General features: G+C 55.5%; 26 protein-coding genes. 13 read left to right on the top strand and 13 right to left on the bottom strand.

Features of this window, described 5'->3' with window-relative positions; translation table 11 throughout:
• Positions 1 to 40: 40 nt before the first annotated feature.
• From ACU6TU_RS13515 to ACU6TU_RS13465, 11 genes are all read left to right on the top strand, one after another.
• The gene (locus ACU6TU_RS13515) at positions 41 to 889 is read left to right on the top strand and encodes an ankyrin repeat domain-containing protein (protein WP_447141920.1); all 849 of its coding nucleotides are present in this window, start codon (positions 41 to 43) and stop codon (positions 887 to 889) included.
• 57 nt (positions 890 to 946) lie between these two features.
• The gene (locus ACU6TU_RS13510; RefSeq protein ID WP_447141919.1) at positions 947 to 3,346 is read left to right on the top strand and encodes a hypothetical protein; all 2,400 of its coding nucleotides are present in this window, start codon (positions 947 to 949) and stop codon (positions 3,344 to 3,346) included.
• Positions 3,343 to 3,681 carry a hypothetical protein gene (locus ACU6TU_RS13505; protein WP_447141918.1) on the top strand — a complete coding sequence of 113 codons (339 nt, stop codon included), beginning with the start codon at positions 3,343 to 3,345 and terminating at the stop codon, positions 3,679 to 3,681. Before ACU6TU_RS13510 ends, ACU6TU_RS13505 begins: the two co-directional genes overlap by 4 nt.
• Before the next feature lie 591 nt (positions 3,682 to 4,272).
• Positions 4,273 to 4,581 carry a DUF6984 family protein gene (locus ACU6TU_RS13500; protein WP_447141917.1) on the top strand — a complete coding sequence of 103 codons (309 nt, stop codon included), beginning with the start codon at positions 4,273 to 4,275 and terminating at the stop codon, positions 4,579 to 4,581.
• Between the two features lie 188 nt (positions 4,582 to 4,769).
• A complete protein-coding gene (locus tag ACU6TU_RS13495; RefSeq protein ID WP_447141916.1) occupies positions 4,770 to 5,984 on the top strand; it encodes a hypothetical protein in 1,215 nt (404 codons plus the stop codon).
• An 11-nt stretch (positions 5,985 to 5,995) separates the two neighbouring features.
• Positions 5,996 to 6,640 carry a hypothetical protein gene (locus ACU6TU_RS13490; RefSeq protein WP_447141915.1) on the top strand — a complete coding sequence of 215 codons (645 nt, stop codon included), beginning with the start codon at positions 5,996 to 5,998 and terminating at the stop codon, positions 6,638 to 6,640.
• Between the two features lie 103 nt (positions 6,641 to 6,743).
• Complete coding sequence (locus tag ACU6TU_RS13485; protein ID WP_447141914.1) at positions 6,744 to 7,592, top strand: ankyrin repeat domain-containing protein; 849 nt, start codon at positions 6,744 to 6,746, stop codon at positions 7,590 to 7,592.
• A gap of 57 nt (positions 7,593 to 7,649) precedes the next feature.
• Positions 7,650 to 8,222, top strand: coding sequence for a hypothetical protein (locus ACU6TU_RS13480; protein WP_447141913.1), 573 nt, complete (start codon positions 7,650 to 7,652; stop codon positions 8,220 to 8,222).
• Between the two features lie 27 nt (positions 8,223 to 8,249).
• Entirely contained in the window at positions 8,250 to 10,040 is a 1,791-nt protein-coding gene (locus ACU6TU_RS13475) for a hypothetical protein (RefSeq protein ID WP_447141912.1), read from the top strand.
• Positions 10,041 to 10,044: 4 nt separating this feature from the next.
• Positions 10,045 to 10,512 carry a hypothetical protein gene (locus tag ACU6TU_RS13470; RefSeq protein WP_447141911.1) on the top strand — a complete coding sequence of 156 codons (468 nt, stop codon included), beginning with the start codon at positions 10,045 to 10,047 and terminating at the stop codon, positions 10,510 to 10,512.
• Positions 10,513 to 10,594: 82 nt separating this feature from the next.
• Complete coding sequence (locus ACU6TU_RS13465; RefSeq protein WP_447141910.1) at positions 10,595 to 11,443, top strand: ankyrin repeat domain-containing protein; 849 nt, start codon at positions 10,595 to 10,597, stop codon at positions 11,441 to 11,443.
• Positions 11,444 to 11,575: 132 nt separating this feature from the next.
• Here ACU6TU_RS13465 and ACU6TU_RS13460 read toward each other — a convergent pair whose 3' ends face one another.
• The 7 genes from ACU6TU_RS13460 to ACU6TU_RS13430 form a co-directional block, all read right to left on the bottom strand.
• Positions 11,576 to 12,331 carry an ATP-binding cassette domain-containing protein gene (locus tag ACU6TU_RS13460; protein ID WP_447141909.1) on the bottom strand — a complete coding sequence of 252 codons (756 nt, stop codon included), beginning with the start codon at positions 12,329 to 12,331 and terminating at the stop codon, positions 11,576 to 11,578.
• On the bottom strand, positions 12,325 to 13,374 hold the full coding sequence (locus tag ACU6TU_RS13455; protein ID WP_447141908.1) for a FecCD family ABC transporter permease: 1,050 nt from the start codon (positions 13,372 to 13,374) through the stop codon (positions 12,325 to 12,327). Before ACU6TU_RS13455 ends, ACU6TU_RS13460 begins: the two co-directional genes overlap by 7 nt.
• Positions 13,371 to 14,231, bottom strand: a complete 861-nt coding sequence (locus ACU6TU_RS13450) for a heme/hemin ABC transporter substrate-binding protein (RefSeq protein ID WP_447141907.1) — start codon at positions 14,229 to 14,231, stop codon at positions 13,371 to 13,373. The genes ACU6TU_RS13455 and ACU6TU_RS13450 overlap by 4 nt, the downstream gene beginning before the upstream one ends.
• Positions 14,228 to 15,316 carry a ChuX/HutX family heme-like substrate-binding protein gene (locus ACU6TU_RS13445; protein ID WP_447141906.1) on the bottom strand — a complete coding sequence of 363 codons (1,089 nt, stop codon included), beginning with the start codon at positions 15,314 to 15,316 and terminating at the stop codon, positions 14,228 to 14,230. The genes ACU6TU_RS13450 and ACU6TU_RS13445 overlap by 4 nt, the downstream gene beginning before the upstream one ends.
• Positions 15,317 to 15,342: 26 nt before the next feature.
• Complete coding sequence (locus ACU6TU_RS13440) at positions 15,343 to 17,433, bottom strand: TonB-dependent receptor domain-containing protein (protein ID WP_447141905.1); 2,091 nt, start codon at positions 17,431 to 17,433, stop codon at positions 15,343 to 15,345.
• 85 nt (positions 17,434 to 17,518) lie between these two features.
• Positions 17,519 to 17,716 (bottom strand): hemin uptake protein HemP, encoded by a 198-nt coding sequence (gene hemP, locus ACU6TU_RS13435; protein WP_447141904.1) that lies wholly within the window; start codon positions 17,714 to 17,716, stop codon positions 17,519 to 17,521.
• A gap of 185 nt (positions 17,717 to 17,901) precedes the next feature.
• On the bottom strand, positions 17,902 to 18,552 hold the full coding sequence (locus tag ACU6TU_RS13430) for a DUF1826 domain-containing protein (RefSeq protein WP_447141903.1): 651 nt from the start codon (positions 18,550 to 18,552) through the stop codon (positions 17,902 to 17,904).
• A 93-nt stretch (positions 18,553 to 18,645) separates the two neighbouring features.
• Here ACU6TU_RS13430 and ACU6TU_RS13425 point away from each other — a divergent pair, with 93 nt between their 5' ends.
• Positions 18,646 to 18,936: a hypothetical protein gene (locus tag ACU6TU_RS13425; protein ID WP_447141902.1), complete on the top strand. Its 291-nt coding sequence runs from the start codon at positions 18,646 to 18,648 to the stop codon at positions 18,934 to 18,936.
• A 142-nt stretch (positions 18,937 to 19,078) separates the two neighbouring features.
• Here the strand turns inward: ACU6TU_RS13425 and ACU6TU_RS13420 are convergent, their stop codons facing one another.
• The 5 genes from ACU6TU_RS13420 to ACU6TU_RS13400 form a co-directional block, all read right to left on the bottom strand.
• Positions 19,079 to 19,399 carry a hypothetical protein gene (locus ACU6TU_RS13420; protein ID WP_447141901.1) on the bottom strand — a complete coding sequence of 107 codons (321 nt, stop codon included), beginning with the start codon at positions 19,397 to 19,399 and terminating at the stop codon, positions 19,079 to 19,081.
• 303 nt (positions 19,400 to 19,702) lie between these two features.
• Positions 19,703 to 20,023, bottom strand: a complete 321-nt coding sequence (locus ACU6TU_RS13415; protein WP_447141900.1) for a hypothetical protein — start codon at positions 20,021 to 20,023, stop codon at positions 19,703 to 19,705.
• A gap of 349 nt (positions 20,024 to 20,372) precedes the next feature.
• Positions 20,373 to 21,593, bottom strand: a complete 1,221-nt coding sequence (gene zigA, locus ACU6TU_RS13410; protein ID WP_447141899.1) for a zinc metallochaperone GTPase ZigA — start codon at positions 21,591 to 21,593, stop codon at positions 20,373 to 20,375.
• A gap of 50 nt (positions 21,594 to 21,643) precedes the next feature.
• On the bottom strand, positions 21,644 to 22,450 hold the full coding sequence (locus ACU6TU_RS13405) for a metal ABC transporter permease (protein ID WP_447141898.1): 807 nt from the start codon (positions 22,448 to 22,450) through the stop codon (positions 21,644 to 21,646).
• A complete protein-coding gene (locus tag ACU6TU_RS13400) occupies positions 22,440 to 23,240 on the bottom strand; it encodes an ATP-binding cassette domain-containing protein (RefSeq protein WP_447141897.1) in 801 nt (266 codons plus the stop codon). Before ACU6TU_RS13400 ends, ACU6TU_RS13405 begins: the two co-directional genes overlap by 11 nt.
• 104 nt (positions 23,241 to 23,344) lie before the next feature.
• Here ACU6TU_RS13400 and ACU6TU_RS13395 point away from each other — a divergent pair, with 104 nt between their 5' ends.
• Entirely contained in the window at positions 23,345 to 24,349 is a 1,005-nt protein-coding gene (locus ACU6TU_RS13395) for a zinc ABC transporter substrate-binding protein (RefSeq protein ID WP_447141896.1), read from the top strand.
• A 120-nt stretch (positions 24,350 to 24,469) separates the two neighbouring features.
• Here the strand turns inward: ACU6TU_RS13395 and ACU6TU_RS13390 are convergent, their stop codons facing one another.
• Positions 24,470 to 25,777 carry a TonB-dependent receptor gene (locus ACU6TU_RS13390; protein ID WP_447141895.1) on the bottom strand — a complete coding sequence of 436 codons (1,308 nt, stop codon included), beginning with the start codon at positions 25,775 to 25,777 and terminating at the stop codon, positions 24,470 to 24,472.
• Positions 25,778 to 25,863: the final 86 nt, after the last annotated feature.

Genomic DNA, 25,863 nt, shown 5'->3' with positions numbered 1-25,863 from the left:
GTGCCATGCTAACCACCCATCAACAAGGAGCTTTGCCCAGATGGAACTACTCCCCGTGCGATCACGCTGCCTGACGATTGCTTTGCTGTTCGCTGTGAGTTTACTCGCTGTCGGCTGGCCAGTAGTTGCGCTTGCCGACGACCGCGCCTACCCCGCCAGCGAGTTTTTCAGCGGCCCGCCGCTTGAGATGGCTGAGGCCATTGAACGCAATGACATGGATGCCTTGCGCCAGGGTGCCGAACAGGGCGTTGACCTTCACGCCCGTGGCAACAACCAGATCACCCTGATGTGGTTTGCGATGCTGAAACAGAACCCCGATGCGGTGCGTACCCTGGTGGAACTCGGCGTGCATCCTGATGCGGGGTCAGTTGAAGGAGGTGGCGCACGCACGCCGCTGGGTCTTGCTCTGGGGTCACCGGATACGCGTTTTCTGGAGGCCATGCTGGACGGCGGACTATCGCCCAATGAGGGCACCGAAGACGACAACCCGCTGCTGTTTGATGCCATCACCATGGGCACTCTGGATCACGTCAAACTACTGGTAGAAAGGGGCGCCGATATTCACTACCGCACCCATAACGGCACCGGTTACAGCTCCTTTGCTCACAGCACCACAGGCACCAAGCCGGATATCGCCCTCTATCTTCTTGAACAGGGTTCAGAGCCCAATTTTCGAATGAATAATGGGGTCACCACGGCCTGGATCGTTCACTATAAGCTGCATAATCTGCAACCAGATGACGATCGCAGTCAGTTTATCCAGCTGCGCGATAAGATGATCGAACGCGGCGTAGACTTCCCGCCACCTCCCCCGGTTGAAGTGCGCGAACAAATGCGGGCGGAAGGCTTAACACCGGTTGTCCCTACGGCCTTTGGGTATGAGCGCTGATCCAGCTGATGCTAAGGCCTGGTAAATGGAACTTATCTAACATAAAGAGAAACACGGATGAAAAAGAAGTCGTTGCAGGGAAGCAACGCGCCGGGTGGCAGTAAACCACCTGAGCGTAATGTATTGGTCAATCCTCGTCGGTTTTACCGGCAGAAAGGTGCCGGAACTGTTGAGTACATGCTGCTCACCGGTTTAATGGTCGCTGCCCTGTTAACCCCCTTTGGTGAAGAAGGCGAAAGCGTTCAGCAGCGTCTGATGAATGCCATCCGTGATCAGCAGGAGGCTTTCCACTACGCCGCCAGGCTACCACACATGCCCACCCTGGATGCTGAAGGCAATATAGTGGGCAGCGATGAACCGCTCAACGGCGGCCCGTTTGATCAACGTTTGCCAGGTGGAGAGACGGGCACCAGCTCTAATGCCGGCGGTGCAGGAAACGGCGCTAGTAATGGTGGCCCTTACGGCGATAGCCCCTACGGCGGTGGTGAATCTTCCTCTAACGGCATCTGGGGTAGCGATGGAATAGAAGGGCAAGGCCAGTCCTCCGTAGAAGGAGGATTTTCAGGGCCGTCGATTGAAGATATCTTGCAGCAGGCCGATCAATCAGCGCTTGATGACAAAGCCCAGTTTATGCAGTGCCGCCAGGAGCGGGTGGTGGCTGCTCAGCAAGAAGCCAACCGCATGCCCGCCAACTCCGCTCAGCAAACCGAATTGCAGGCAACGGCTGAGCGGCTAAGGGCGAATACCGTCGCCCAAGAGCATTACGGGCTGTTTGAACACCTGCATAGCCCTGGTCAACCGGCCCCGGCAGGGTGGCAGGATGTGGGCAATAGCCAGGCATCACTTAATCAAGCGAAACTGTCGCCTAGCCGCCTGACGTCCAAGCAGAGTGACTTTCGGGCAGGTATGTACACACCCGACCGAGACGTGTTGGGTGGGGATTTCTCGCCCACGCTTAAGTCTACCGGCTTCCCAGAGGCCACTAAGGGGTGGCTCAACGGGGCGCAGCAAGCTAACCGCTTTCAGCCGGATGCTTACGACCGGCATGTGCAATTAACGTCTAAGATGCGGGTAGCAAGCCCTTCCCAGGTGGCCGGTGGCGCCGGGGTAACACCTCTGACCAGCGGCCTGAGTGCTACGGCGATTGAGCGCGAGAAAACACCAGTGGTGCATAGCGTTTTAGGCGCAGATTTCAGCAACCTTGCAGGGTCTGATATGCCAACAGACCCGACAGCAAATGCCCTTGCGGGAGATTCGTCCGCTAACTCGCCGTGCTTTGAGGATGGTGTGGTTGAGGTGAGTCAAAGCACCAGCACGGCCGGGCTTTCCGCGCGTAGCAGGCCTGGTGCAGAGCGCATTCAAGAGATCGACCAACAGCTTGAGCGCGATGGGGAAGCCCTCTCGGAATCTGAGCGCCAGGCGTTGGAAGAAGAGCGGCAAGCGATCTTTACCTTACGCCGATCGCGCAATGAGGCCTTGGAAACCGCCTGTCACTATTGGGCTGGCAGTCGCGAAGCGTGTCAATTTGAGCGTTCATTACTTTATTATGAATTTCTGACCTGGGGGGAACCTAATGATCTTGACGGTGAGATCTTTCATTACTACCGCCATACAGCGACCTTGTGGGGAGATGGCGAACAAGACCGCATAACGAGCATTGCTCGTCAAGCGCTGACCGATATTGTGATCGACACGGTGACCGCTCCCTTGGTGATTGGGAGGTTAGTCGGTCAAGCCTACGCGATGGATGACGAAGAATTCCGAGCGATCCTGCGCGAGATGGGCGACGAGATCAAAGCGTTTAAGGACAACCCTGCAGCATACATCAGCGAGAGCATCCGAGAACAATTCGCCTATGCGGATGCCCTGGAGCAAGCCGGGCAGCGAGATGAAGCCGACCTTGTGCGTATGCGGGTCATACTGCAAAACCACCCGGTGATCTTTGGTATGCAGGCGGCCTCGGGCGTTGGCGCAGTCAAACTAGCAGCGGATCTGCCGACATGGCTGATTAGGGTGGTAAAAAGGCGGGGGAGTGCCGAAGCGGATGGCAATGATGGTGATAGGAATGATGGTGATGGGAGTGATGGTGATGGGAATGAAGCACTGTCCAACGTTCCGGGCCGAGTTCAGTCACGTATTAATCTTGCAACCGGCGACAGCAGTAGTGGATGGATACATGTGGTGGGCAGGCACTTCAATCCTGACAGAAATGCAAGCCAGTTTACCGTTTCGCAGAGCGATCTGAGAACCACGCTTCAAAGTCCAGAGGTTGTGAACACACCTGTTACGAGGACATTGGACAGTGCGGAGCATGGTACCTTATATGTCCGAGAGATTGATTTAGGTCGCGCAATTGGAACCGACAAATTCAATAGCTTCCAGACAACTTCCACAATGACGGTTATGACGGATAGGTTCGGAAACTTGGTTACAGCAACCCCGGGGAGTGTCAGATGAAATTGATCGGCAGTGCAGTTGAAGAAGAGTACAGAAAGGAACTGAAGGAAGGGGCTCGGTATCTTCTGGAAGAAGGAGGGAATCCTAGATTGCTAAGCTTGCTTCATCGAGAGATCGGTACCGTTGAAAGCGCTTATTTTTTGAGTGGCTACAAGCTCTCAGACTATCATACCTGTAACTTGCTGGTGAATGGTGCCACTGTTTGTCACATAGAAATGTCTGATGACCGGATTGAGGCTTTTGATACGATCAGTGTCTCCGAGTACAAAAAGGGCCTGAAGAAGCAAAGTCAGATTAAATTGGAGGTCGCGTTAGAACTAGCTGCTTTTAAATGACCTTGCTCTGCCGCATAATCCGCTTCTTTATCGTGCTGCTATTCGCGGTATTCTGGTCGTTCTCAGCCTTTGCTGTGCAGGATGATTGGTCACGAATTAGCTATCATGTTGTGGCGCTGCAGCAAGGCGGACAAACTCCTGATCTGGCGTTTGCCGCCCGAGCACTATAGACAACCAGTGTAAATCTCACGTATACCGGCACTTGGTTCGCGCAGGCGGGCAAGGTGCACGTTTTCGATGGTGCGGAAATAAGTGTCGCCTCTCTGGCTCGTATCGGCGATTTTGTTGCCCCAAATAGGGCACAGCTGATCGATGATCTAGCGGCGAGAGTAATCAAGATCACCCCCGAAAAAGTTGTCGACATCCGCAACATAAATGGACGGACAGTTTGGCTGGAAACGGGGATTCAAATGCTGGGCTGCGCCACATTGTTGGTGAACACGGTTCTGAACTCGCCCAGCAAGGCATCTCAGAGGCGGAGATACCCGGTGTGCTCTTCACTGCTTTAGCGCAACATCGTCGTTGATGGCGTCCGGCTACAGTATAACGCTTTCAAATTGCCAGATGGCACCGTGAATATAGGACGGATTCATGAGGGAAATTGATCCAAAAGAGGAAGGGCTTATTGCTTTTTTGGCGCTAATCGGTGGTGTACAGCTTTCTTTGCCTGCTAAACAGCGTGTTTGGGTCGTGAACCCTGGGATGGGATCGATCCGCGCTGATTATTGTCTTGCGGGCTGTCGCGTACGCTCCGTTGCTTCCTACGAGTTTGAGGATGACGACGGGGTTCCCATTGTTGCCACTTTGCTCCTCACAGAAGATGGACGTTTCGGAGAGCTCGATTTTTGGAAAGTGAATGATGGACCCATCACGAGCTGGCCAGTCGTTCCTTCCTCATGATTCTACGGCTTCAAACTTTCCTGACGGGTCTTCTGCGCTGCCGTTGGCAGCGCTTCTGGCTTTTGTACCTGTGGGCGCAAAACCCGCGTCGGGGGGGCAGCTTTTGAGCCAGTCGCGTCGGGGCATAAGGCCGATATCCCATTGGCTGCATCGGGAGATTTTGACTACTACGCCAATATCGCGCCGGAGTGCTGCAAGAAAACAATCAATCAGCGCGTGATGACAAAGCCCAGCTTATGCAGTGCCGCCAGGAGCGGGTGGTGGCTGCTCAGCAAAAAGCCAACCGCATGCCCGCCAACTCCGCTCAGCAAACCGAATTGCAGGCAACGGCTGAGCGGCTAAGGGCGAATACTGTCGCCCAAGAGCATTACGGGCTGTTTGAACACCTGCATAGCCCTGGTCAACCGGCCCCGGCAGGGTGGCAGGATGTGGGCAATAGCCAGGCATCACTTAATCAAGCGAAACTGTCGCCTAGCCGTTTGACGTCGAAGCAGAGTGACTTTCGGGCAGGTATGTACACGCCTAACCGGGGCGTGTTAGGTGGGGATTTTTCTCCCACGCTAACGGCCACGGGCTCTCCCTCTTCCAGCGAGGGTTGGCTCAACAGTGCACAGCAAGCTAACCGCTTTCAGCCGGATGCTTACGACCGTAGTGTTCAAATAGCTGCTAAGGTGCAGGTAGCAAGTCCTTCACAAGTAACTGGTGGGGTTGGTGTTACGCCTCTGACCAGTGGCCTAAGCGCTACTGCGACTGAAGGCGATGATGCAAATGTCACGGCAGGGCATAGCGTTTTAGGCGTTGACTTAAGTGACCTGGCTGGGTTGGGTACCACCATTAATCAGTCTTGTTCAACCACTGATATGAACGACAGCCACGTCGGGCTGGAAGGAGAAGAAAGTGCACAAGAGGGAATACCTATTACTGATGCAGAGCGAGCACTCGCTGAAGAAGGTAAATACGTAGAGTTCTGGCGCTCTCGTCATCAGGCGGGTGATCCCGTTGCCAGAACGGCATTGATTGGCTGGAAGGACCCTGAGTTTGAAGATGCAAGTTCAGTAGATCGGTTTTTAGCAGCGTATACATGGTGGAGACTAGAATCGTATATATCTGATAATGGACTTGGCGTGTCAATGGAGCAACTAGCAAAGGAATTGGTTAATGCTCACGTCGCTTTCGTTGATAAGGATAAGAAGGGAATACCCAACCTTTTAAGCCCGAAACAAGTGGCGAACTATCACCATGGGGTTTTTCGTCACTACGGTATTCCTGATCGACTTTTCGGAGGCACTCATGAAATTGTTTTTGTTCATGTTCCTGCCGAAGGTGGTGTGTGGGTCCAGCCCATTTTTGATGCTGCTTCTTATAGCGGCTTGTGGTGTAAAGGCTGCGATACTACACCTTGAGGGAAAGTTAAATGATTAGATTATTAGTAATGTTTGTGTTGTTTTTTGGGTTGCTGGGTTGTGATCAGCCGGTAGCTGAGAAAGAAAATAATGCCAAAGAAGTGACATTAGGAGATGCAGTGTTATCGATACCTCATAACTATTTTTTGTCTGTTTCTTCAGCATTGATACCTGAAGAGGGGATGGATGAAAATAGTGGCGTGTTAATAGGTGTTCCATATGAAGATGTAGGGTTGCCACCAGAGTCGGTCGCTGGCTTACCCCAACGATTGACCATTTTAATGTATCCTTTCAGTGATCAGGTTAATCCATCGGCTTTAAAAGCCTGGAACGGTACAGGAAGATTTGATGACCGTATTGTTGAGTTTGATGAACAGGTGGGTCTTTATAGGGTCTACCCGAAAATTGCTCACCCTCGCTCTTGGGAATACTTTAAAAAATCCCCATTAGACGGTGGTGATTATGTAACAAGCTGGGTAGCAGGCTGTAGGTTAGGGCAATTGGCGGAGAATGGTAATGACCTTAAAAATGTATTTTGTTCGGTGTCTAGTCGTTATAAAACGATTGACAGTGAAATTAGTTTAAGAGGTGATCATATCAAGAACTTAGGTTCTATCAAAGATGAGTATCATCGCTTATTATCAAGTTGGGAATAAGCATGAGCTACCGTGGATAAATGAATAGTCTTTCGCTGTTACTAGTTTGCTAATATCAGCATACTCGGCGCATCACTGCTTACCAACAAGGAGCTTCACCTAGATGGAACTACTCCCCGTGCGATCACGCTGCCTGACGATTGCTTTGCTGTTCGCTGTGAGTTTACTCGCTGTCGACTGGCCAGTAGTTGCGCTTGCCGACGACCGCGCCTATCCCGCCAGCGAGTTTTTCACCGGCCCGCCGCTTGAAATGGCTGAGGCCATTGAACGCAATGACATGGCGGCCTTGCGCCAGGGTGCCGAACAGGGCGTTGACCTTCACGCCCGTGGCAACAACCAGATCACCCTGATGTGGTTTGCGATGCTGAAACAGAACCCCGATGCGGTGCGTACCCTGGTGGAACTCGGCGTGCATCCTGATGCGGGGTCAGTTGAAGGAGGTGGCGCACGCACGCCGCTGGGTCTTGCTCTGGGGTCACCGGATACGCGTTTTCTGGAGGCCATGCTGGACGGCGGACTATCGCCCAATGAGGGCACCGAAGACGACAACCCGCTGCTGTTTGATGCCATCACCATGGGCACTCTGGATCACGTCAAACTACTGGTAGAAAGGGGCGCCGATATTCACTACCGCACCCATAACGGCACCGGTTACAGCTCCTTTGCTCACAGCACCACAGGCACCAAGCCGGATATCGCCCTCTATCTTCTTGAACAGGGTTCAGAGCCCAATTTTCGAATGAATAATGGGGTCACCACGGCCTGGATCGTTCACTATAAGCTGCATAATCTGCAACCAGATGACGATCGCAGTCAGTTTATCCAGCTGCGCGATAAGATGATCGAACGCGGCGTAGACTTCCCGCCACCTCCCCCGGTTGAAGTGCGCGAACAAATGCGGGCGGAAGGCTTAACACCGGTTGTCCCTACGGCCTTTGGGTATGAGCGCTGATCCAGCTGATGCTAAGGCCTGGTAAATGGAACTTATCTAACATAAAGAGAAACACGGATGAAAAAGAAGTCGTTGCAGGGAAGCAACGCGCCGGGTGGCAGTAAACCACCTGAGCGTAATGTATTGGTCAATCCTCGTCGGTTTTACCGGCAGAAAGGTGCCGGAACTGTTGAGTACATGCTGCTCACCGGTTTAATGGTCGCTGCCCTGTTAACCCCCTTTGGTGAAGAAGGCGAGAGCGTTCAGCAGCGCCTGATGAATGCCATCCGTGATCAGCAGGAGGCTTTCCACTACGCCGCCAGGCTACCGCACATGCCCACCCTGGATGCTGAAGGCAACATAGTGGGCAGCGATGAACCGCTCAACGGCGGCCCGTTTGATCAACGTTTGCCAGGTGGAGAGACGGGCACCAGCTCTAATGTCGGCGGTGCAGGAAACGGCGCTAGTAATGGTGGCCCTTACGGCGGCGATGGCCCCTACGGCGGTGGCGAATCTTCCTCTAACGGCATCTGGGGTAGCGATGGAATAGAAGGGCAAGGCCAGTCCTCCGTAGAAGGAGGATTTTCAGGGCCGTCGATTGAAGATATCTTGCAGCAGGCCGATCAATCAGCACTTGATGACAAAGCCTAGTTTATGCAGTGCCGCCAGGAGCGGGTGGTGGCTGCTCAGCAAGAAGCCAACCGCATGCCCGCCAACTCCGCTCAGCAAACCGAATTGCAGGCAACGGCTGAGCGGCTAAGGGCGAATACTGTCGCCCAAGAGCATTACGGGCTGTTTGAACACCTGCATAGCCCTGGTCAACCGGCCCCGGCAGGGTGGCAGGAGGTGGGCAATAGCCAGGCATCACTTAATCAAGCGAAACTGTCGCCTAGCCGCCTGACGTCCAAGCAGAGTGACTTTCGGGCAGGTATGTACACACCCGACCGAGGCGTGTTGGGTGGGGATTTTTCTCCCACGCTTAAGTCTACCGGCTTCCCAGAGGCCACCAAGGGCTGGCTCAACGGGGCGCAGCAAGCTAACCGCTTTCAGCCGGATGCTTACGACCGGCATGTTCAATTAACGTCTAAGATGCGGGTAGCAAGCCCTTCCCAGGTGGCCGGTGGCGCCGGGGTAACACCTCTGACCAACGGCCTGAGTGCTACTGCGGTTGAGCGCGAGAAAACACCAGTGGTGCATAGCGTTTTAGGCGCAGATTTCAGCAACCTTGCAGGGTCTGATATGCCAACAGACCCGACAGCAAGTGCCCTTGCGGGAGACTCGTCCGCTAACTCGCCGTGCTTTGAGGATGGTGTGGTTGAGGTGAGTCAAAGCACCAGCACGGCCGGGCTTTCCGCGCGTAGCAGGCCTGGTGCAGAGCGCATTCAAGAGATCGACCAACAGCTTGAGCGCGATGGGGAAGCCCTCTCGGAATCTGAGCGCCAGGCGTTGGAAGAAGAGCGGCAGGCGATCTTTACCTTACGCCGATCGCGCAATGAGGCCTTGGAAACCGCCTGTCACTATTGGGCTGGCAGTCGCGAAGCGTGTCAATTTGAGCGTTCATTGCTTTATTATGAATTTCTGACCTGGGGGGATCTTGATAATAGTGACCGTGATATCTTTCATTACTACCACCATACAGCGACCCAGTGGGGAAATGGCGAAAGAGACCGCATAACGAGCATTGCTCGTCAAGCGCTGAGCGATATTGTGATCGACACGGTGACCGCTCCCGTGGTGATTGGGGTGGTAGCCGGTCAAGCCCTGATGGGTGACGAAGAATCTCAAGCGATCCTGCACGAGATGGGCGACGAGGTCAAAGCGTTTTTTACGACGACTCCTGCAGCCCACTTAGCCCACATCAGCGAGAGCAACCGAGAACAACTCGCCCATGCGGATGCCCTGGAGCAAGCCGGGCAGCGAGACGAAGCTGACCTTGTGCGCATGCGGGTCGTACTGGAAAATCAGACAATGGTCTTTGGCGCAGGCGGCGTAGCAGCGAGCCTGCCGAAGTTTGTGCGTAAGGTGGTAGGCAGGCAGACCACGAGGCTACTTCAAACCAGAAGCGCTGAAGCGGTAAATGAAACAATGATCGCGGCTGGAAATAAACCGGCTTGGCTGAAAGGAACACAAGTAAACACTGAAATCGTTCCAAGCGGAACTCGGTATCAGATGGTAGTTAATGCAGGACAAGCCCAAGCTTTGATGGAAGGAAAACCAGCGTTTGGTGGCTTTGCGACTCCGGAAAATATTCCAAGTCAGGAATTTGCACGCGATAAGCTTGTGATTTTGGAAGAGTTTAAGCCAGATGTTTCATATGCGATTACAGTCGAGACGACCGCAGCCCAAAAATTAAATAGCGGGTTTACTGGACCACTGGGAAATTATAGTGGCGGAGTTAGGCAGGTAGAATTCTTGGATCAACGATCCCTGAAAATGATTGGTAACCCAAAACTATTGCCTTTGGAGTAGTGGAATGACTTCTATAACTAATTTCAAGAAAATACGTAGAGACGGCAAGGTGATAGATGAGGCTATGACAGCTGCTCAAATGATTTCATTAGGTTGGAATCCAGAAAAAGTAATAGAGCTAGAGTGGGATGCTGACGGCAGGCGATTGATCTTCAAATGCAAACATGGGTTGCTCGCTGTCGTCGTGCCAAATAGACGAACTATTGCAGTATTGAAGGAGAATGATGATTCGGACTCAAATAATTCGTTGCTCTTTTTGGATGCCAGTGGTCGAGAGAAATTCAGAGTTAACAATCAAGTTATGGTCGGTGAAAAGGAAGTGAGTGGAACATTCTGTTGGTTTGAGCCATCTCGAGATAGTTCGCCTGATGTTATTGGCGTCACGTTTCGACTAGATGAAGATCAGTCAATGGTGCAAGTTGATATTGATGCAAATACAGGCGGTTCTGTTGGGGTTTACCGTATTAGATGAAGGTGTTGTTCCAAACAAAACGCCATTGATTAAAAGTCTGTGTCACGCTAACCACCGACCACCAACAAGGAGCTTTACCCAGATGGAACTACTCCCCGTACGATCACGCTGCCTGATGATTGCCTTGCTACTCGCTGTGAGTTTAGTGATGGTCGGCTGGCCAGTAGGGTCGTTTGCCGATGACCGCGCCTATCCCGCCAGCGAGTTTTTCAGCGGCCCGCCGCTTGAAATGGCTGAGGCCATTGAACGTAATGACATGGCTGCCTTGCGCCAGGGTGCCGAACAGGGCGTTGACCTTCACGCCCGTGCCAACAACCAGATCACCCTGATGTGGTTTGCGATGCTGAAACAGAACCCCGATGCGGTGCGTACCCTGGTGGAACTCGGCGTGCATCCTGATGCGGGGTCAGTTGAAGGAGGCGGTGCACGTACGCCGCTGGGCCTTGCCCTGGGGTCACCGGATACGCGTTTTCTGGAAGCCATGCTGGACGGTGGCCTGTCACCCAATGAGGGTGCTGAAGACGACAACCCGCTGCTGTTTGATGCCATCACAATGGGCACGCTGGATCACGTCAAACTACTGGTAAAAAGGGGCGCTGATCTGCATTTCCGCACCCACAACGGCACCGGTTACAGCCCCTTTGCTCACAGCACCACAGGCACCAAGCCGGATATCGCCCTCTATCTTCTTGAACAAGGTTCAGAACCCAATTTTCGAATGAATAATGGGGTCACCACGGCCTGGATCGTTCACTATAAGCTGAATAATCTGCAACCAGATGATGATCGCAGTCAGTTTATCCAGCTGCGCGATAAGATGATCGAACGCGGCTTAGACTTCCCGCCACCTCCCCCGGTGGAGGAGCGCGAGCAAATGCGGGCGGAAGGCTTAACACCGGTTGTCCCTACGGCCTTTGGGTATGAGCGCTGATCCAGCTGATGCTGAGGTGCGGTAAATGGAACTTATCTAACATAAATGCTGACAGGGGAGGCGGTCTCTGCCCTGTCGACGTCACCCCCCTGTTTGGGGAATCTTCCTTCTGCTAGCTTTCCTGTAATGGCCTCAAGGCCTTAACGCCAATAGCTGCGTCTGCCCGGCGGTCACCGTTTGCAGTTGGGCGGCATAGGTGCTGGCGATGACCTCAGGGGTGAGTACCTGTGATGGCGTTCCCTGGGCGATGCGTCTGCCCTGGTGCAGAAGCCACACACGGTCGGCGAAGAGGCTGGCAAGGTTAAGATCGTGAAGTACGCAGACCACGGCCATGCGGTGGTGAATGGCCCAGCGGCGCAGTTGGCGCATCAGGCGTTGCTGCTGGCCGATATCCAGGGCGCTGGTGGGTTCATCAAGCAGCAGCAGGCCGCCATCTCTGGTGGTTTCCGTGCGACGAGACAGCAGCTGGCAGGCGCCACGGGCAATCATTACCCGTTGGCGTTCACCGCCGGAGAGCGATAGTACCGAACGCTTGGCGAGGTGAATCAGGTCCAAGTCATCCAGCACTTCCGCCAGCAGCGCGGGGCCTGGCGCGCTACCCAGGCTAACCAGTTCCTCCACCTGCCAGGCAAAGCCAGGGATTTCCTGTTGTGCGACCAGAGCGCGGCGGCTGGCAAGGGCGTCGATCTTCCATTGGCTGAGATGTGTACCATCCAGGGTGATATGCCCAAGCTCACAGGGGCGAAAGCCGGAGAGCAGGCTCAACAGGGTACTTTTGCCCGCGCCGTTGGGGCCAACAATGGCAAGCAGCTGCCCCGGTTCCACCGTGCCATCCAGAGGGTGCAGGGCGGGCACCGTCTTCAGGCCCGCTTGATGAAGTGTCAGCATGTGGCGCTCCGGCGCATCAGTAGATACAGGAAATAGGGGCCGCCGAGCAGGCTGGTCAGCAGGCCAACGGGAATCTCGGCAGGCATGGCCAGGGTTCGCGCCAGCGTATCGGCAATGACCAATAACAGGGCGCCACCCAGCATGGAGGCGGGAATCAGCAGACGGTGCCCCGGCCCGAGCCATAACCGCAGGCAGTGGGGGACGAGTAACCCCAGAAACCCGATCACGCCGGTCAGTGCGACGCTTAACCCGACACCTAATGACGTGGCGATGATGATGCGCCGCTTGAGGCGTGGGGTGTCCAGCCCTGCGGCGTGTGCCGTGGCCTCGCCGAGTTGAAGGAGGTCAAGCTCCCCGGCGCTGCGCCATAGCCACCAGAGCCCCAGCGGAATCAGCAGCAGCGCCAGGCCGACGGTTCGCCAGAGTGCGCCGGTTAAGGTGCCCATGCCCCAGAGGCTGATCTGGCGCAGCTGTTCATCACTGGCGATAAATGCCAGTACGCCGCCAGCGGCGCCGGCCAGGGTGTTAATCGCCAGGCCTGCCAGCAGTAATGTCATCACCGCTCCGCTACCGCCACCCTGACGCCGGGCGATGGCAAAGACAATAACGCACACTGCCAACGCGCCCAGAAACCCGGCGATAAACTGGCCATAGAGGCTGACACCCGCCCGAGGCAGTGCGATGCCTTGCAGCACCACAATCCACAGCGCGACAAATAACCCGGCGCCGCTGGCCAGGCCCAGCAGGGTCGGGTCGGCAAGAGGGTTGCGGAACAGGCCCTGCATGGCCGCACCGCTACTCGCCAGCATGGCCCCCACCAGCACACCGAGTAACAGGCGAGGCAGACGCAGCTGCCACCAGGCCTGTTGGGCAATGGGTTCAAGCCCGCCACTGATCAGTGCCCAGGGGGAGACGCCAAGCGCGCCGGTAGAAGCCCCTGCCAGTAAAGCGACAATCAGTGCCAGCGAAAGCCCTACCAGAATCCGCGTCTGACGGCTTGGCGAGCCTGGGCGTCGGTAACGGCTCAGCGACAGGGTATTCATAAGGAGGGACCCTCTTCTGCGATGAGCAAGCGGTTCAGCTCAGCACGCAGCTCAAGCAGTTGTTCCGGGGCGCGGGGGCCAAACCCGAGCAGCGCCTGGTCGTCAATTAATACCAGTTGCCGTTGCTTTCCGGCGGGTGTCAGTGCCATACCGGGCAACGCCCATAACGCTTCTTCACCGCCGATGGCTTCCAACCCCCGCTGAGAGGCGATGATCAGCGCCGGTGCCTGACGAACCAGCGCTTCGGCACCCACCGCCTGGTAGCCCTGCATATCGGCAAAGGCGTTGTTAAGCCCGACGGCTTCAAGCATGGCATGCGCACCGGTGCCAACTCCCGCCAGGCGTGGAGTAACGCCACTGTGACTGAGTAAAAAAGCGGCCTGGGTGGCGGGCAGTGCGGGCTGGTTGGCGAGCGTGTTCAGCTGTTGCTCAATGCGCTTTGCCAGCGCTTCCCCTGAGGCTGGCTGGCCGATCCGTCGGGCCACGTCGCGCACTTTACCTGCAATGGCATTGAGTTGGTGGGGGCTGGGGATGATATCCAACCTGACGCCCACTGCGTCCAGTTGTTCCAGCACTTCATCAGGGCCTGCGTACTGGTTGGTCAGGATTCGCGTGGGGGAGAGCGATAACACGCTTTCCGCTGATAGCTGGCGCAGGTAACCCACTGAAGGCAGTTCGGCCACCGGCGGCGGATATAGGCTGGTGTCATCACGAGCGACCAGAGGGGCGTCAGCGTCCAGTTCTGCGACAATAGCGGCGATATCACCGCCGATGGCTATCCAGCGTTCATCGGCGTGTGCATCTGGCACGCTGGCACACAGCCAGCTGATCACCACCAGTTTCCAGGGGCGCTTCATGCCACGGCCTCCTGACGTGAAAGCCCCGCCAGTAGGTCGCGCCATGGCTGGCGTTCACGGCGGCCTTCCTGGCGTTCGGCGTAAATCTGCAGGATCAGATCGCCTTCTTCATCAAAGGCTTCCACGCTGGTGACACCACCGTCGCGGTTAGGTTTTTCCACCACCCACAGCGATGCTATCTGCGTGTCGTTTAAATGTAGCGTAAAGGTATCGCCAAACAGGTTCAGCCAGCCACCGGCGCGCAACGGGGTCGGCAGGGTGCCGGTACGAATCTGCACGCAGCCCTGGCTGGCCACAAACAGCATCAATGGCAGCACTTGTTGGCTGGCCTGGCGCAGCAGGGTCTCCAGCGCATGGGTGGGTAGGGCGTGAGTGTAGTGGCCACGCATCAGCGTATTGGCTTCCAGGCGGCGTAGATGGTGGCGTTTGAGTAATCCAAAGAACTGGTGAACGTCCTTCATGGCGGCCCATTCGCTGGCCAGTGTCGGGGCGTCAGGTAATGGGCGCGTCACTTGGGGCGAGCGCTGCGTAAAAGCGGGAACATCGTCACTGCTCTGTTGGTAGAGCGTTTCCCAGCTATCGGGCGGTGCCAGGGTTTGCGGGTTGGCCTTATGGGCAAACACCTTGTGCATGGCCTGGCCGTGCTGGTTGAAAATCTGCAGGCTCCAGCGTGCAGCGGGTGTGTCTGTTTCATCGGGCGTGTCGTTTTTATCGGGCATCAGATCACGAATCAGACATGCCCAGTACCAGTGGCTATAGATCAGGCGCAGATCAAGGCCACCGGGGTCGAGCAACAGCCCGGCATGCTGGCCACCGCTGAGGGTCGGGTAGGTGCCGTTCTGCTCAAGCACGGCCAATGATGAGCGGGTCAGGCATTTCACCTCCCCCAGGGTAGAGAAGCGTTCAGCCAGCGCGTTGGGCGTCAGGGGCAGCGTCCAGACATCGCGGCCAACTCTGGCGGCCTGCAGTTCTCCTTCACTGATGCCCAACTGCTCGGCAATACGGATGGCGTTCAAACGCGGATTGGCAAGACGTGCGGCATCAAAGGCTTCCAGAATCGCGATGTGTTGGCTTGATGGTGTCATGCTGAATCTCCTGATCGGGGTGGTTATTACCATTGCCAATGGATGCTGGTGAGCAGGCTGCGGCCATCGCCAAGGCTGCCATCCGGGCGGTACCAGACTTTGTCGGCGACGTTGGCGAGTCTCAGTGCGGCTTCAAGCTGCGGCATGACCTGCCAGCTCAGGTGAAGGTCGTGGCGCCCATAGCCGGATAGACGTTCCTCGCCACCGGCTTTTTCGTAAGCATTCGCGAAGCGGCCCTGCCAGCCCAGGCGAATGTCGTCACCGGTAAGGGCAAGGCTGCCGCCCAGAGTGAGTTCCAGCGGTGTCTGGCTGCCCAGCGGGTCGCCAGTGTTACGGTCCTTGCCGGAAACTTCCGAGAGGCCTAACTGGGTTTGCCAGGGCTGATCCAGCGGCTGCCAGCTGACGCGGGCATCAAACCCCCATAGCTGAGCGCGACTGACATTGACGGCCTGGGTGGTGCCGGCCTGCAGGTCGACGTTGGAATCGATGAAGTCATCAGCGCGGGTATCAAAGTAGCTGGCACGTAGTTGCCAGTCCGGTAACTGCCAGACAAGGCCACTTTCCCAGCTGTAACTGGTTTCCGGTTCAAGCGCGGGGTTAGGTACCCAGAAGTTATCCGGCATGCAGCGCCCAGGCCCCATGCAGAAACCGCCGAAATGACGCTCGTTGGCGTACAGTTCCGACAGTGATGGGGCGCGAAAGGCTTGGGCATAGCCGGAGTAAAGCATCAGGCCATTATTGGGGCGCCAAGCCAGACGAATACGCGGTGAGGTGCGGTCATGGACGCTATTTTGCTGGTCTTGACCGCTGGCATCGTAGCGGTCATAGCGGGCACCCAGGCCAAGGTCGAATTCACCACCACCGCCATCGCTCATAAAGCGCCCAGCCGTGAAGGTGTTATCCAGGTACAGCGCCTGGGTGTCGATATCGGCGCTGGGAAAGCCGTTAGCATTTCCCGACGGGCGCTGGCGGGCCTGCTCCAGTTCAGCGCCGAATACCAGCGTCTGGCTCAGCCAGCCATGCTCAAGGCGGTGATAACCATCGCTCTGCAGGCCAATGCGTTCCAGCTCACGGTTGGCTTGCGGGTCGTCAATCTGCTGGCTGCTCAGGCTGGCGCGGGTGGTGATTTGTGTGTCAGCACCGGGCGACCAACGGTGCCCCAGTTGCGCGTTATGGCTTTCCACCTCGCGCGAGCGTAACGGGTTACTCTCGGAACTCTGCAGCTGCTGCGGGTTGGCGGGCTGAGTGCTGTCTTCGTGGTAGTACTGCCACTGGGTAAACCAGCGATGCTGAGCGTTAGGTTCCCAGCCGCCCTTTAGCAGCAGGCTATCCAAGCGGGCATCGTCTTCGGCCTCCTGGCCCCCGGCACGACGAATATCGCCGGATTCACTGCGCCCCAGCGAGATCAGGCCATCCCACTGGCCATTGGGGTTCTGGCGCTTGCCGAATGCGGTGACCGCAGCACGGCCTTCTTTGCTGGCCGTCGCGCCGCCCAGTGAAAAACGCATGCCCTGTTGTTCACTTGGTGCAAGCAGATCCTCGGCATCCACGCTGGTGAAACTCACCACCCCGCCCATGGCATTACTGCCATACAGGCTGGATAACGCACCGCGGGCAACCTGCACTTCCTGAATCAAACCAGGATCCAGGAAAAAGTTACCCACATGACCCGTATTAATGTCCTGGCGAACACCGTCCAGGCGAACCAGCACGCCATCACGGCTGAAACCACGCAAGCTCAGCGTCTGGCCATTGCGTCGCCCCTGACCGCCAACATGCAGGCCGGGCTGCTGGCTGAAAATATCTTCGATCCGGCTTGCCGTCGCTAACGCCGGATCATCGCGGTCGATCACATCAATCATCAAGGGCGCTCGCGTGATATCGGTCGGGGCGCGGGTGCCGGTAACCGTGATCGCTTTCAGTTGGCGCTGTTCGAATAGTTGGCGCTGTTCGAATAGTTGGCGCTGTTCGAATAGTTGGCGCTGTTCGACATCGGTGTGGGGAGGTGTTGTCCCGTTCTGGCTGGTGGTTTGTGCGTGCAGCGGGCTGCTGAGGGCGCATAGCATCAGCGTGGTGAACGGAGTTAACAGATGAGTGGAAAATGCTGTCGTTTTCATGGGCCAGGGTTCCAACCTTCAGGAGGCGATATCGCTTCGCTGGCTGGGCCGCAGGGCCTGGCTGGCTAATGCATGAAATGTGTGATCAGGCTGTCAGAATCAGTTTGCCGCTTTTGGTGCGACGTAAGAGGTAGCGTTTTTGCTGGTGAATAATCACCAATTGTCCGGCGTCCCCCAATAGCTGCTCGCTGTGGGCTTCGTTGGCTGGCATCTCGCCGTCAACAGGCGCACCCGGTTTGTTTGCAGCAGTAGCGCCAAAGAGGGTTTCAGAGGAGTCTTTCATTGCAGATGATATTTCACCTCTTTAAGTAATGATAAGCATTATCATTAAATTTACCAGAGGAATGCAACAAGTGCAATAAGTGATAGCGTTTCAGAAAGGATGGCGGTAGAGGATGTTACCGGGGCTCAGCCTGTGTGTAACGCCAGCGTTCAGCTGGCGCTGGTTAATAAAGTCAGGCAACCCCGTCAGGCGGGGTCGATGGTCATTAACAGGCGTGTTTCACCTTCTGTCATGGCGGGGCTGCGGTGCACCAGGCCGTGTTCCTCACAGCCTTCCCAGCCGCTTCCCTTGATCAGGGCAATATCACCCGCCGCCAGGCGTTGAATGGCGCTATCGTCGGTGACAATTTCCGGGCGGTTCGGGTTAGGGGCGCCCAATCCAGCACGGTTCACTGCGTATTCTGGAAGCCATTCACTGCCGGGGCCGTGGTAGGTCGTCACCATGCGTACCGGCAGATTATCGCAGTGAAAACGCGGGCACATGGCACTGTTGAGCAAGCGCAAGCGAATCCCGACGGTTTCGGTATCGAACAGGAAGGCGATGGCCTCAGCAATGGTCGCCATATCCTCCAGCAGCGGCGTGGCGGCCTCCGGCGCGGGCAGCTGGCGGCGCAGGTCTGCCGTGAAGGTTTCATCCGGGCTGCCTAGCCAGCTGTATTGCCAGGGGCGCTGTGTCTGGCATTGGGCCTGGGCGCTCAAGGCAATGTCGGCAGGAAGGTGGCGTTGAAGAATGGCAATGTTGCAGGCATCTTCAAAAATACGCGGCAAAACGCTGATATCCGTATCAGCGGCGGCATGTTCCGGCAGAATAGGTTGAAAGGCAGCAAGAGGCGGCATGAAAAGCTCCTGAAGATTATGGATCGCTAAGCAGTCGGGTAATGAGATATCATATGTTATGTTATAACGTTCAATAAGGCTAAGGGTCAATCCATGTCACCATCAGAAGTACAGGAAAAAGCACAGGAAAAGGTACAGGAAAAAGCACAGGCAAGCGTTCAGGTTCAACAAACAGATACCGAGTTAAGCGAAGCCGATATTCGGGCGATGCCTGAGACGGATTATATGAATGCCGCGCAGCTGGCCTTTTTTCGTCAGCGTTTAATGGCGGAACGCGCCGAGCTGGGAGAGCACTTAAGGGAAGTGAAAGCTGCTATTGCTTTTCATAAGCGTGAAAAACCGCGCTGGCTGCCTTTAAGGCGGCCAGCGCGGTTTTATAATTGAGTTGAATGAGGTACTGTATTACTTGCGTTTATTGATTATGATTCCTTTCCTTATAGAATTGATTAGTAAGAGCTTAGGTACCTGTCCAGATGTTGAGAGCCACTTCATCTTTCCATTAATGGCAGATCGTTACGGCATGCCTTTAGTAATGATCACCCCCGCCACCACCGGTTTCACGCTTTAAATCCGCTATATCAAAATTAGTTGTATGTTTACTAATGGAGTCACTTCCACTGTTTAAAAAGTCCTGGTCGGATTGACGGTCACCTTTGTCGTACATGAATTCTTTGAGTGAATAGCTAGCAGGGCCTGATGTCCTCTCTGACGAGGCCTGAATGATATTTCCCACTGAGCGGTCTTGATTAATCTCAATAGAACTATTTGCAAAGGCGACAGGGCTAGCAGCAAGTGCCATTAATACACCCAGTACACTGATTTTTTTAATTGCATTGGTAAATAACATGATTATCTCCTTTCCTTTATGGATGCTGCTAAATCCCGCTACGCCAACAAGGCGTTTTATTTCGCAGCAATGTGTCTCAAGGTAATAGTGTTTTGGCAGACACATTCATTACACTTTTTTTTAGGTTATTGAACGATAAGAAGCTAATGTCGGAGAATAAAGAAGCCAGCTCAAAGGTTGACCTTTAACAGAGGTTGCTATGTAAAGCAGACAACACGAATTTCTTGACATCTTGGCCAAAAAATGGGGCGCAAGCTTGCACTGCGCCCCTTTCCATTAATGGCAGATCGTTACGGCATACCTTTAGTAATGATCACCGCCACCACCACCGGTTTCACGCTTTAAATCCGCTATATCAAAATTAGTTGTATGTTTACTAATGGAATCACTTCCACTGTTTAAAAAGTCCTGGTCGGATTGACGGTCACCTTTGTCGTACATGAGTTCTTTGAGTGAATAGCTAGCAGGGCCTGATGTCCTCTCTGACGAGGCCTGGATGATATTTCCTACTGAGCGGTCTTGATTAATCTCAATAGAACTATTTGCAAAGGCGGTAGGGCTAGCAGCAAGTGCCATTAATATACCCAGCACACTGATTTTTTTAATTGCATTGGTAAGTAACATGATTATCTCCTTTCCTTTATGGATGCTGCTAAATACCGCTACGCCAACAAGGCGTTTTATTTCGCAGCAATGTGTCTCAAGGTAATAGTGTTCTGGCAGGCACATTCATTACACTTTTTTTTAGGTTATTGAGCGATTAACGCTTAGCTTTGGGTAATTCATCTATCTGGTGTCGTGAAGCGACTATATTCAGGTCGTGGCTTTTGAGATATTGGCTGTCTTCCACGGCGTTATCTCGGCTTTCCGCCGATCAAGAGAATCGTGTCTGGTAAGGTACTTCAGCAGGCTGAGTTCTATTAGGGCGCCGATAAGGCGCCCTTTAACGTTGTGCTGGGGTGACGCTTAACACTTACTCCCAGGCGGGGAAGGGGTCGGGGAGCTGGCGCCAGGCTTCCATGCCGTCGAGCACTTGTTCCTCACTGAGCAGGCAGTTGTCCAGCGCTTCTATCATGCGTGTTTTATCCATATTCTGGCCGATAAACACCAGTTCCTGGCGCATATCACCGAAGGGCTCCTGCCATTTTTCCATGATGTAGCCCCGGTATTCCGGATCGTCCGGCCAGTTGGCCTCGGGGATCGCCTTCCAGAATACGCCTGCTGGTGAGTAGTGGGCGATACCGCCAGCCTGGCTCCATTGCCCGGCAATCTGCGGGCGGGTGGCCAGCCAGAAAAACCCTTTGGAGCGTAATAGCCCTTCGCCGAACCAGTCGGCATGCAGCAGGTCGTGGAATTTCTGCGGGTCAAAGGGGCGACGGGCATGATAGGCGAAGCTTGCAATGCCGTATTCTTCGGTTTCCGGCACATGCTCACCGCGCATTTCCTTGAGCCAGCCGGGGGCGAGTTGCGCCCGTTCAAAACTGAACCGGCCAGTATCCAGCACTTTATCCAGTGACACCTGGCCCTGGGTGATCGGCACGATCTCGGCCTCGGGGTTAAGCGAACGCAGAATGGCGTTCAGCGCGGCCAGCTCGTTTTCGTTGATCAGGTCGGTCTTGCTGACCAGCAGCACATCACAGAATTCGATCTGGTCGACCAGGAGGTCCGCGACGTTGCGCTCGTCGTCCTCACCCAGGCTTTCACCGGCCTCGGCCAGGCTTTGGGCTTCGCGGTACTGGGCCAGGAAATTGGCACCATCGACCACGGTGACCATGGTATCCAGCCGGGCGACCTGGGAAAGGCTCTGGCCATCTTCGCCTTCAAAGGTAAAGGTCTCCGCCACTGGCAGCGGCTCCGAAATTCCGGTGGATTCGATCACCAGATAATCGAATTTACCGTCCCTGGCCAGCTGGTTGACTTCAATCAGCAGGTCTTCGCGCAGGGTGCAGCAGATGCAGCCGTTGCTCATTTCCACCAGCTTTTCTTCACGGCGGTTCAGGGATACATCCTGCTCGCTTTCAGCATTGCCGCGCAGCATGGCGGCGTCAATGTTGATTTCACTCATGTCATTGACGATCACGGCGACGCGGCGACCTTCGCGGTTGGCGAGGATATGATTGAGCACCGTGGTTTTACCGGCCCCCAGAAAACCGGAAAGCACCGTAACGGGAAGTGGGTTAACGAGATCGGTCATGGCATTGGAACCTTATAATAATAAACGTGATATGAAGCGGTTGTGCGCGTTCAGCGTTGGCGGGCCAGGCGTTGCCAGCCTTGGGAAGCCAGGGTGCTGAGCACAAAAAACATCGCGGCCAGGCTGACGATGGTGGGGCCTGTCGGGGTATCAAAGGTGTAGGCAGCGCGAAGCCCGCCGGTGGTGGCAGCCATGGCAATCACGGCGGCGATCAAGGCCATCTGTTCGGGGGTGCGGCTGAAGGGGCGCGCCGTTGCAGCGGGAATGATCAGCAGGGCAGCAATCAGAAGCGCGCCGACCACCTTAAGCGCCACGGCCACCACAATGGCAAGGGCGATGGTCAGGACCAGCTGTTCACGGCGTGGGTTAATGTGGCTGGCATAGGCCAGTTCTTCATTCAGTGTGGCGGTTAACAGCGCCTGCCAGCGCCATACCATCAGGCCGATGACCAGCATGGCCCCGGACCAGATAACCACCAGATCGGTTTTCCCTACGGCGAGAATGTCACCAAACAGATAGGCATGCAGGTCGATTCGCACGCCTGCAACAAAGGAAACAGCCACTAAGCCGATGGCCAGAGCGGAGTGAGCCATCACACCCAGCAAGGTGTCCATGGCATAGCCTTTGCCACTCAGTGTCGAGACGCTGATGGCCATCAGCAAGGCGATAGAGACAACGCCAGCAAAGATCGAAATATTCCACAAAAGGGCCAGGGCTACCCCCAGAATGGCGGCGTGAGCCGTGGCATCACCAAAGTAGGCCATCCGTCGCCAGATGACAAAACACCCTAGCGGCGCGGCGGCCAACCCAACGCCCAGCCCGGCCAGTGCGGCACGCCACATAAAATCATCCAGCATGGCGTAGCGTCTCCTTATCGTGATGTTCTGCGTGTTGATGGCGATAAAAGGCCAGGGTACTGGCGGTTTGATCGCCGAAAAGCTCATGGTACTGGGGCGATGATGCGACTTTGTCAGGCTGCCCCTCACAGCAGATATGCCCGTTCAGGCAGATAACATGGTCGGCCGCGCGCATCACGACATGCAGGTCATGGCTGACCATCAAGACGGCACATTGAGAGCGCTGGCGGATCTGTTCAATGCGCTGATAGAAATCGGCCACGCCACGGTGATCCAGCCCCTGAGTGGCTTCATCAAGCAGGAGTAGTGACGGGCGGGTCAGCAATGCGCGGGCCAGCAGAACACGCTGAAGCTGGCCGCCGGAAAGGTGGTTCATGGCAGCATTTAACAGATGCCCGGCACCCGCCTGTTCCAGCGCCTCGGCAATGTCGCGGCTGGCATGCCGTCTGGGCAGGTTAACGAAGCGGCGTACCGTCATTGGCAGGGTGGGGTCCAGATGCAAGCGCTGGGGGACATAACCGATCCTGATGTCAGGGGCACGTATAATTCGCCCGGCCGCTGGTTTGATGGCCCCCACCAGCGTCTTGACCAGGGTGGATTTACCGGAGCCGTTGGGCCCGATCAGCGTGACAATCCGACCGCGCTCAAGCACTAGATTGATATTATCCAGCACGCGCTGTTTCCCGAAACGAACCCCTAGCTGCTCTGCCTGCAGCAGTGGGGAAGCTGGTGTCGTTGAATAGTCCGTCACTGAAACAAGCGGTTCTGGCGCGGTAAAACGCGTGGGCATGTTGGCCTCCGGGTTGCTTTATTGTTATGTTATAACATATGTTGCATGGGTGCCAAGTGCTGAACGACACAATGAAATGAAACCGCTTAAAAGGAGTGCTTTTAATGAAAAAACCGCTTGTCCGTATGACGTTGCCGTTACTGGTGGGATTTCCATTGGCTGCGCTGGCCGATGTGCCGAAAGTTGCCGTGGATCTTCCTCCGGTGCATTCGTTGGTTAGCAAGGTGATGGGTGACCTGGGAGAGCCTGAGCTGTTCATGCAGCAGGGTGCGTCTCCGCATGGTTATTCGCTGCGCCCTTCGGAAGCAGAAACGCTGGATAATGCTGAACTTGTGGTTTGGGTCAGCGATGACCTGGTGCCCTGGTTAGCCAGCCCGCTGGCCTCGTTAGCCTCAGAGGCTGAGCACCTGGAGCTGATGGCGCTGGAAGAGACACAGGTATTGCAATATCGCGATAAGTCGACCTCAGTTCATGATCACGACGATCACGACGATCACGACGATCACGACGATCACGACGATCACGACGATCACGACGACCATGGCCACGACGACCACGGCCATGATGATCACGGCCATAGTCACGAAGGGGAAGACCCGCACGGCTGGCTTGATCCGGAGAACGCACGTCTCTGGCTGGATGCCATTGCTCGCCGGTTAAGCATGCTGGACCCGGAGAATGCCGACCAGTATCAGACCAACGCAACCCAGGCCAAAGCTGACTTGCTGGATTTGCAAAATGAACTCGAACAGCAGCTAACCGCGCAGCCAGCGCCGCGGTTTGTGGTGTTCCATGATGCCTACCAGTATTTCGAACATCGCTTCAAGGTGCCGTCGGAAGGCGCCATTTCCTTGGGCGATGCTTCCAAGCCCAGCCCGGCGCGTATCGAAGCGCTTCAGCAGCATGTACAGGAAAACGCCATTCAATGCGTGTTTAGCGAGCCTCAATTCAACCCGGATATGGTAGAAATTGTGTTTGGTGACACGCCTGCCATGATGGGTGTGATTGACCCCTTGGGTGTTGAATTGCCGATTGGCCCAACACTTTACGACCAGCTATTGCGCCAGCTTGCCAACTCGCTTGAAGCCTGCAGCGCACAGCAGGGGTAAGAAGCGTGCGTTAGTAGAAATAAAGCAGTAACAACATAACAGGGCGGCCCTTAACGGTGCCGCCCTGTTGGTTTATTTCATCCTGATATCAAAACGCATGCCGGATCAGTGCATGATGGATTAGTGATTGTGCCCGGCGTGGCTACCAAAGGTTGCATTGAATTGCAGCATGCCCACCCAGCTTTCTTCCTCACCTGCATAATCTTCCTGAGTGACCTGAGCGCGCAGGAACATATCCTCGCGCAGGTGCCAGGTTAGCTGGCCGCTGTGCCGCCAGCTAACATCTTCCGACACGATAGCGGTGGGGTGAGTGCCCATCACATGGTTGCTCATGCCCAGAGCTTCACTACGCAGGCCGATTTCCCAGCTTGGCGCGACGCCATAGGTGGTTTCCAGATAAGCGCCATCCTGTTTCTCGGTATAGGCATCCCGTGCATGAAAGTGGTCGTCATGCTGAACGTGTTCACGCAGGTCACGCTCGGTATAAAAGTACTCGCTCCCCAGTTGCCAGTCGCCCTGCACACCCGGTTGGCCACCATCTCGCAGGTAGCGGGCATCTAGCCCGGCAAACCAGTTGTCGCCTTCGGCGCTGTGGGCATGGTGACCATGGTCATCCACACGCACGAACTGGCGGTTATAGCCCGCCGAAGCCCCCAGGTTAAGGGTCTGGCCCGCGCCGATATCAGGCTGGAATTTGGCAAAAACGGTGCTGACACGTGGGCCGCTTTCGCGTTCTTCATAACCGCCTTCGCTAAACTGACTGAAACCTTCGCCTTCTCCCTGGAAAAGCTCGGTGCCGATTTGTACATCAGGTGCCGGCGCCCAGCTGAGCTGTATGCCCGTATCCAGCAGGCCGTGCTCGTCGAGGATATGCTGGTTGACCAGCGGGCGTTCGATAAAGTCCCAGGCATGCGGGTGGCGGCTATTCATATAACCCACGTCAGATAAAAACTTACCGGCTTTAAGCGTCAGGTTAGCGGGCAGTTGGCGCGTGCTGAGGTAGGCTTCTTCCAGGGTGATGTCGTCTTCGCTCAGCGAAACCACGGCCGTACCATCCAGATAGTGGCTACTGCCTTGCAGAACGACTTCCGAATGCCCCAGATTAAAGCCACCTTCCAGTGCATGAGCGTGGCCTGCGTGTCCATGCTCGCCATGCCCGTGGTCATTGTGCCCGCCGTGGCCAAAACCGGCAGGCGAATGCGCTTCACCGGAAAAGCGGTTGTGGTAGATGCCTTCCAGCGTCAGGGAAATATCCAGCTCGAAATCCTGTGCTTTGTGGCCGTTGTCAGCATGTTCTGTCGCATGGTTGTGATTGCTGTGGTCATGATCGTGACCAGAATGATCATGTTGGTGGTCAGCGGCCCAGGCAGGGGTGGCCATCAGTACGGCAGCAGCGATAGGGGCGAGGGTTAACAAACGGCGAGACATGCAGAACTCCTGAAAATGTCAGAATGCGAATGGAAGGGAAGTTGTTGAGAGCACAAAATGTTATGTAATAACATATCATTAATCAA

This window comes from Halomonas sp. LS-001, assembly GCF_052983955.1.
The sequence above is the reverse complement of the archived record's forward strand: the minus strand, read 5'-3'. Positions and strand labels throughout refer to the sequence as shown.

What these genes read in the sequence shown, in the direction of transcription:
- ACU6TU_RS13515 (WP_447141920.1), top strand. Translation starts at nt 41, where the DNA reads ATGGAACTACTCCCCGTGCGATCACGCTGCCTGACGATTGCTTTGCTG.
- ACU6TU_RS13510 (WP_447141919.1), top strand. Translation starts at nt 947, where the DNA reads ATGAAAAAGAAGTCGTTGCAGGGAAGCAACGCGCCGGGTGGCAGTAAA.
- ACU6TU_RS13505 (WP_447141918.1), top strand. Translation starts at nt 3,343, where the DNA reads ATGAAATTGATCGGCAGTGCAGTTGAAGAAGAGTACAGAAAGGAACTG.
- ACU6TU_RS13500 (WP_447141917.1), top strand. Translation starts at nt 4,273, where the DNA reads ATGAGGGAAATTGATCCAAAAGAGGAAGGGCTTATTGCTTTTTTGGCG.
- ACU6TU_RS13490 (WP_447141915.1), top strand. Translation starts at nt 5,996, where the DNA reads ATGATTAGATTATTAGTAATGTTTGTGTTGTTTTTTGGGTTGCTGGGT.
- ACU6TU_RS13485 (WP_447141914.1), top strand. Translation starts at nt 6,744, where the DNA reads ATGGAACTACTCCCCGTGCGATCACGCTGCCTGACGATTGCTTTGCTG.
- ACU6TU_RS13480 (WP_447141913.1), top strand. Translation starts at nt 7,650, where the DNA reads ATGAAAAAGAAGTCGTTGCAGGGAAGCAACGCGCCGGGTGGCAGTAAA.
- ACU6TU_RS13470 (WP_447141911.1), top strand. Translation starts at nt 10,045, where the DNA reads ATGACTTCTATAACTAATTTCAAGAAAATACGTAGAGACGGCAAGGTG.
- ACU6TU_RS13465 (WP_447141910.1), top strand. Translation starts at nt 10,595, where the DNA reads ATGGAACTACTCCCCGTACGATCACGCTGCCTGATGATTGCCTTGCTA.
- ACU6TU_RS13460 (WP_447141909.1), bottom strand. Translation starts at nt 12,331, where the DNA reads ATGCTGACACTTCATCAAGCGGGCCTGAAGACGGTGCCCGCCCTGCAC.
- ACU6TU_RS13455 (WP_447141908.1), bottom strand. Translation starts at nt 13,374, where the DNA reads ATGAATACCCTGTCGCTGAGCCGTTACCGACGCCCAGGCTCGCCAAGC.
- ACU6TU_RS13450 (WP_447141907.1), bottom strand. Translation starts at nt 14,231, where the DNA reads ATGAAGCGCCCCTGGAAACTGGTGGTGATCAGCTGGCTGTGTGCCAGC.
- ACU6TU_RS13445 (WP_447141906.1), bottom strand. Translation starts at nt 15,316, where the DNA reads ATGACACCATCAAGCCAACACATCGCGATTCTGGAAGCCTTTGATGCC.
- ACU6TU_RS13440 (WP_447141905.1), bottom strand. Translation starts at nt 17,433, where the DNA reads ATGAAAACGACAGCATTTTCCACTCATCTGTTAACTCCGTTCACCACG.
- hemP (WP_447141904.1), bottom strand. Translation starts at nt 17,716, where the DNA reads ATGAAAGACTCCTCTGAAACCCTCTTTGGCGCTACTGCTGCAAACAAA.
- ACU6TU_RS13430 (WP_447141903.1), bottom strand. Translation starts at nt 18,552, where the DNA reads ATGCCGCCTCTTGCTGCCTTTCAACCTATTCTGCCGGAACATGCCGCC.
- ACU6TU_RS13425 (WP_447141902.1), top strand. Translation starts at nt 18,646, where the DNA reads ATGTCACCATCAGAAGTACAGGAAAAAGCACAGGAAAAGGTACAGGAA.
- ACU6TU_RS13420 (WP_447141901.1), bottom strand. Translation starts at nt 19,399, where the DNA reads ATGTTATTTACCAATGCAATTAAAAAAATCAGTGTACTGGGTGTATTA.
- ACU6TU_RS13415 (WP_447141900.1), bottom strand. Translation starts at nt 20,023, where the DNA reads ATGTTACTTACCAATGCAATTAAAAAAATCAGTGTGCTGGGTATATTA.
- zigA (WP_447141899.1), bottom strand. Translation starts at nt 21,593, where the DNA reads ATGACCGATCTCGTTAACCCACTTCCCGTTACGGTGCTTTCCGGTTTT.
- ACU6TU_RS13405 (WP_447141898.1), bottom strand. Translation starts at nt 22,450, where the DNA reads ATGCTGGATGATTTTATGTGGCGTGCCGCACTGGCCGGGCTGGGCGTT.
- ACU6TU_RS13400 (WP_447141897.1), bottom strand. Translation starts at nt 23,240, where the DNA reads ATGCCCACGCGTTTTACCGCGCCAGAACCGCTTGTTTCAGTGACGGAC.
- ACU6TU_RS13395 (WP_447141896.1), top strand. Translation starts at nt 23,345, where the DNA reads ATGAAAAAACCGCTTGTCCGTATGACGTTGCCGTTACTGGTGGGATTT.
- ACU6TU_RS13390 (WP_447141895.1), bottom strand. Translation starts at nt 25,777, where the DNA reads ATGTCTCGCCGTTTGTTAACCCTCGCCCCTATCGCTGCTGCCGTACTG.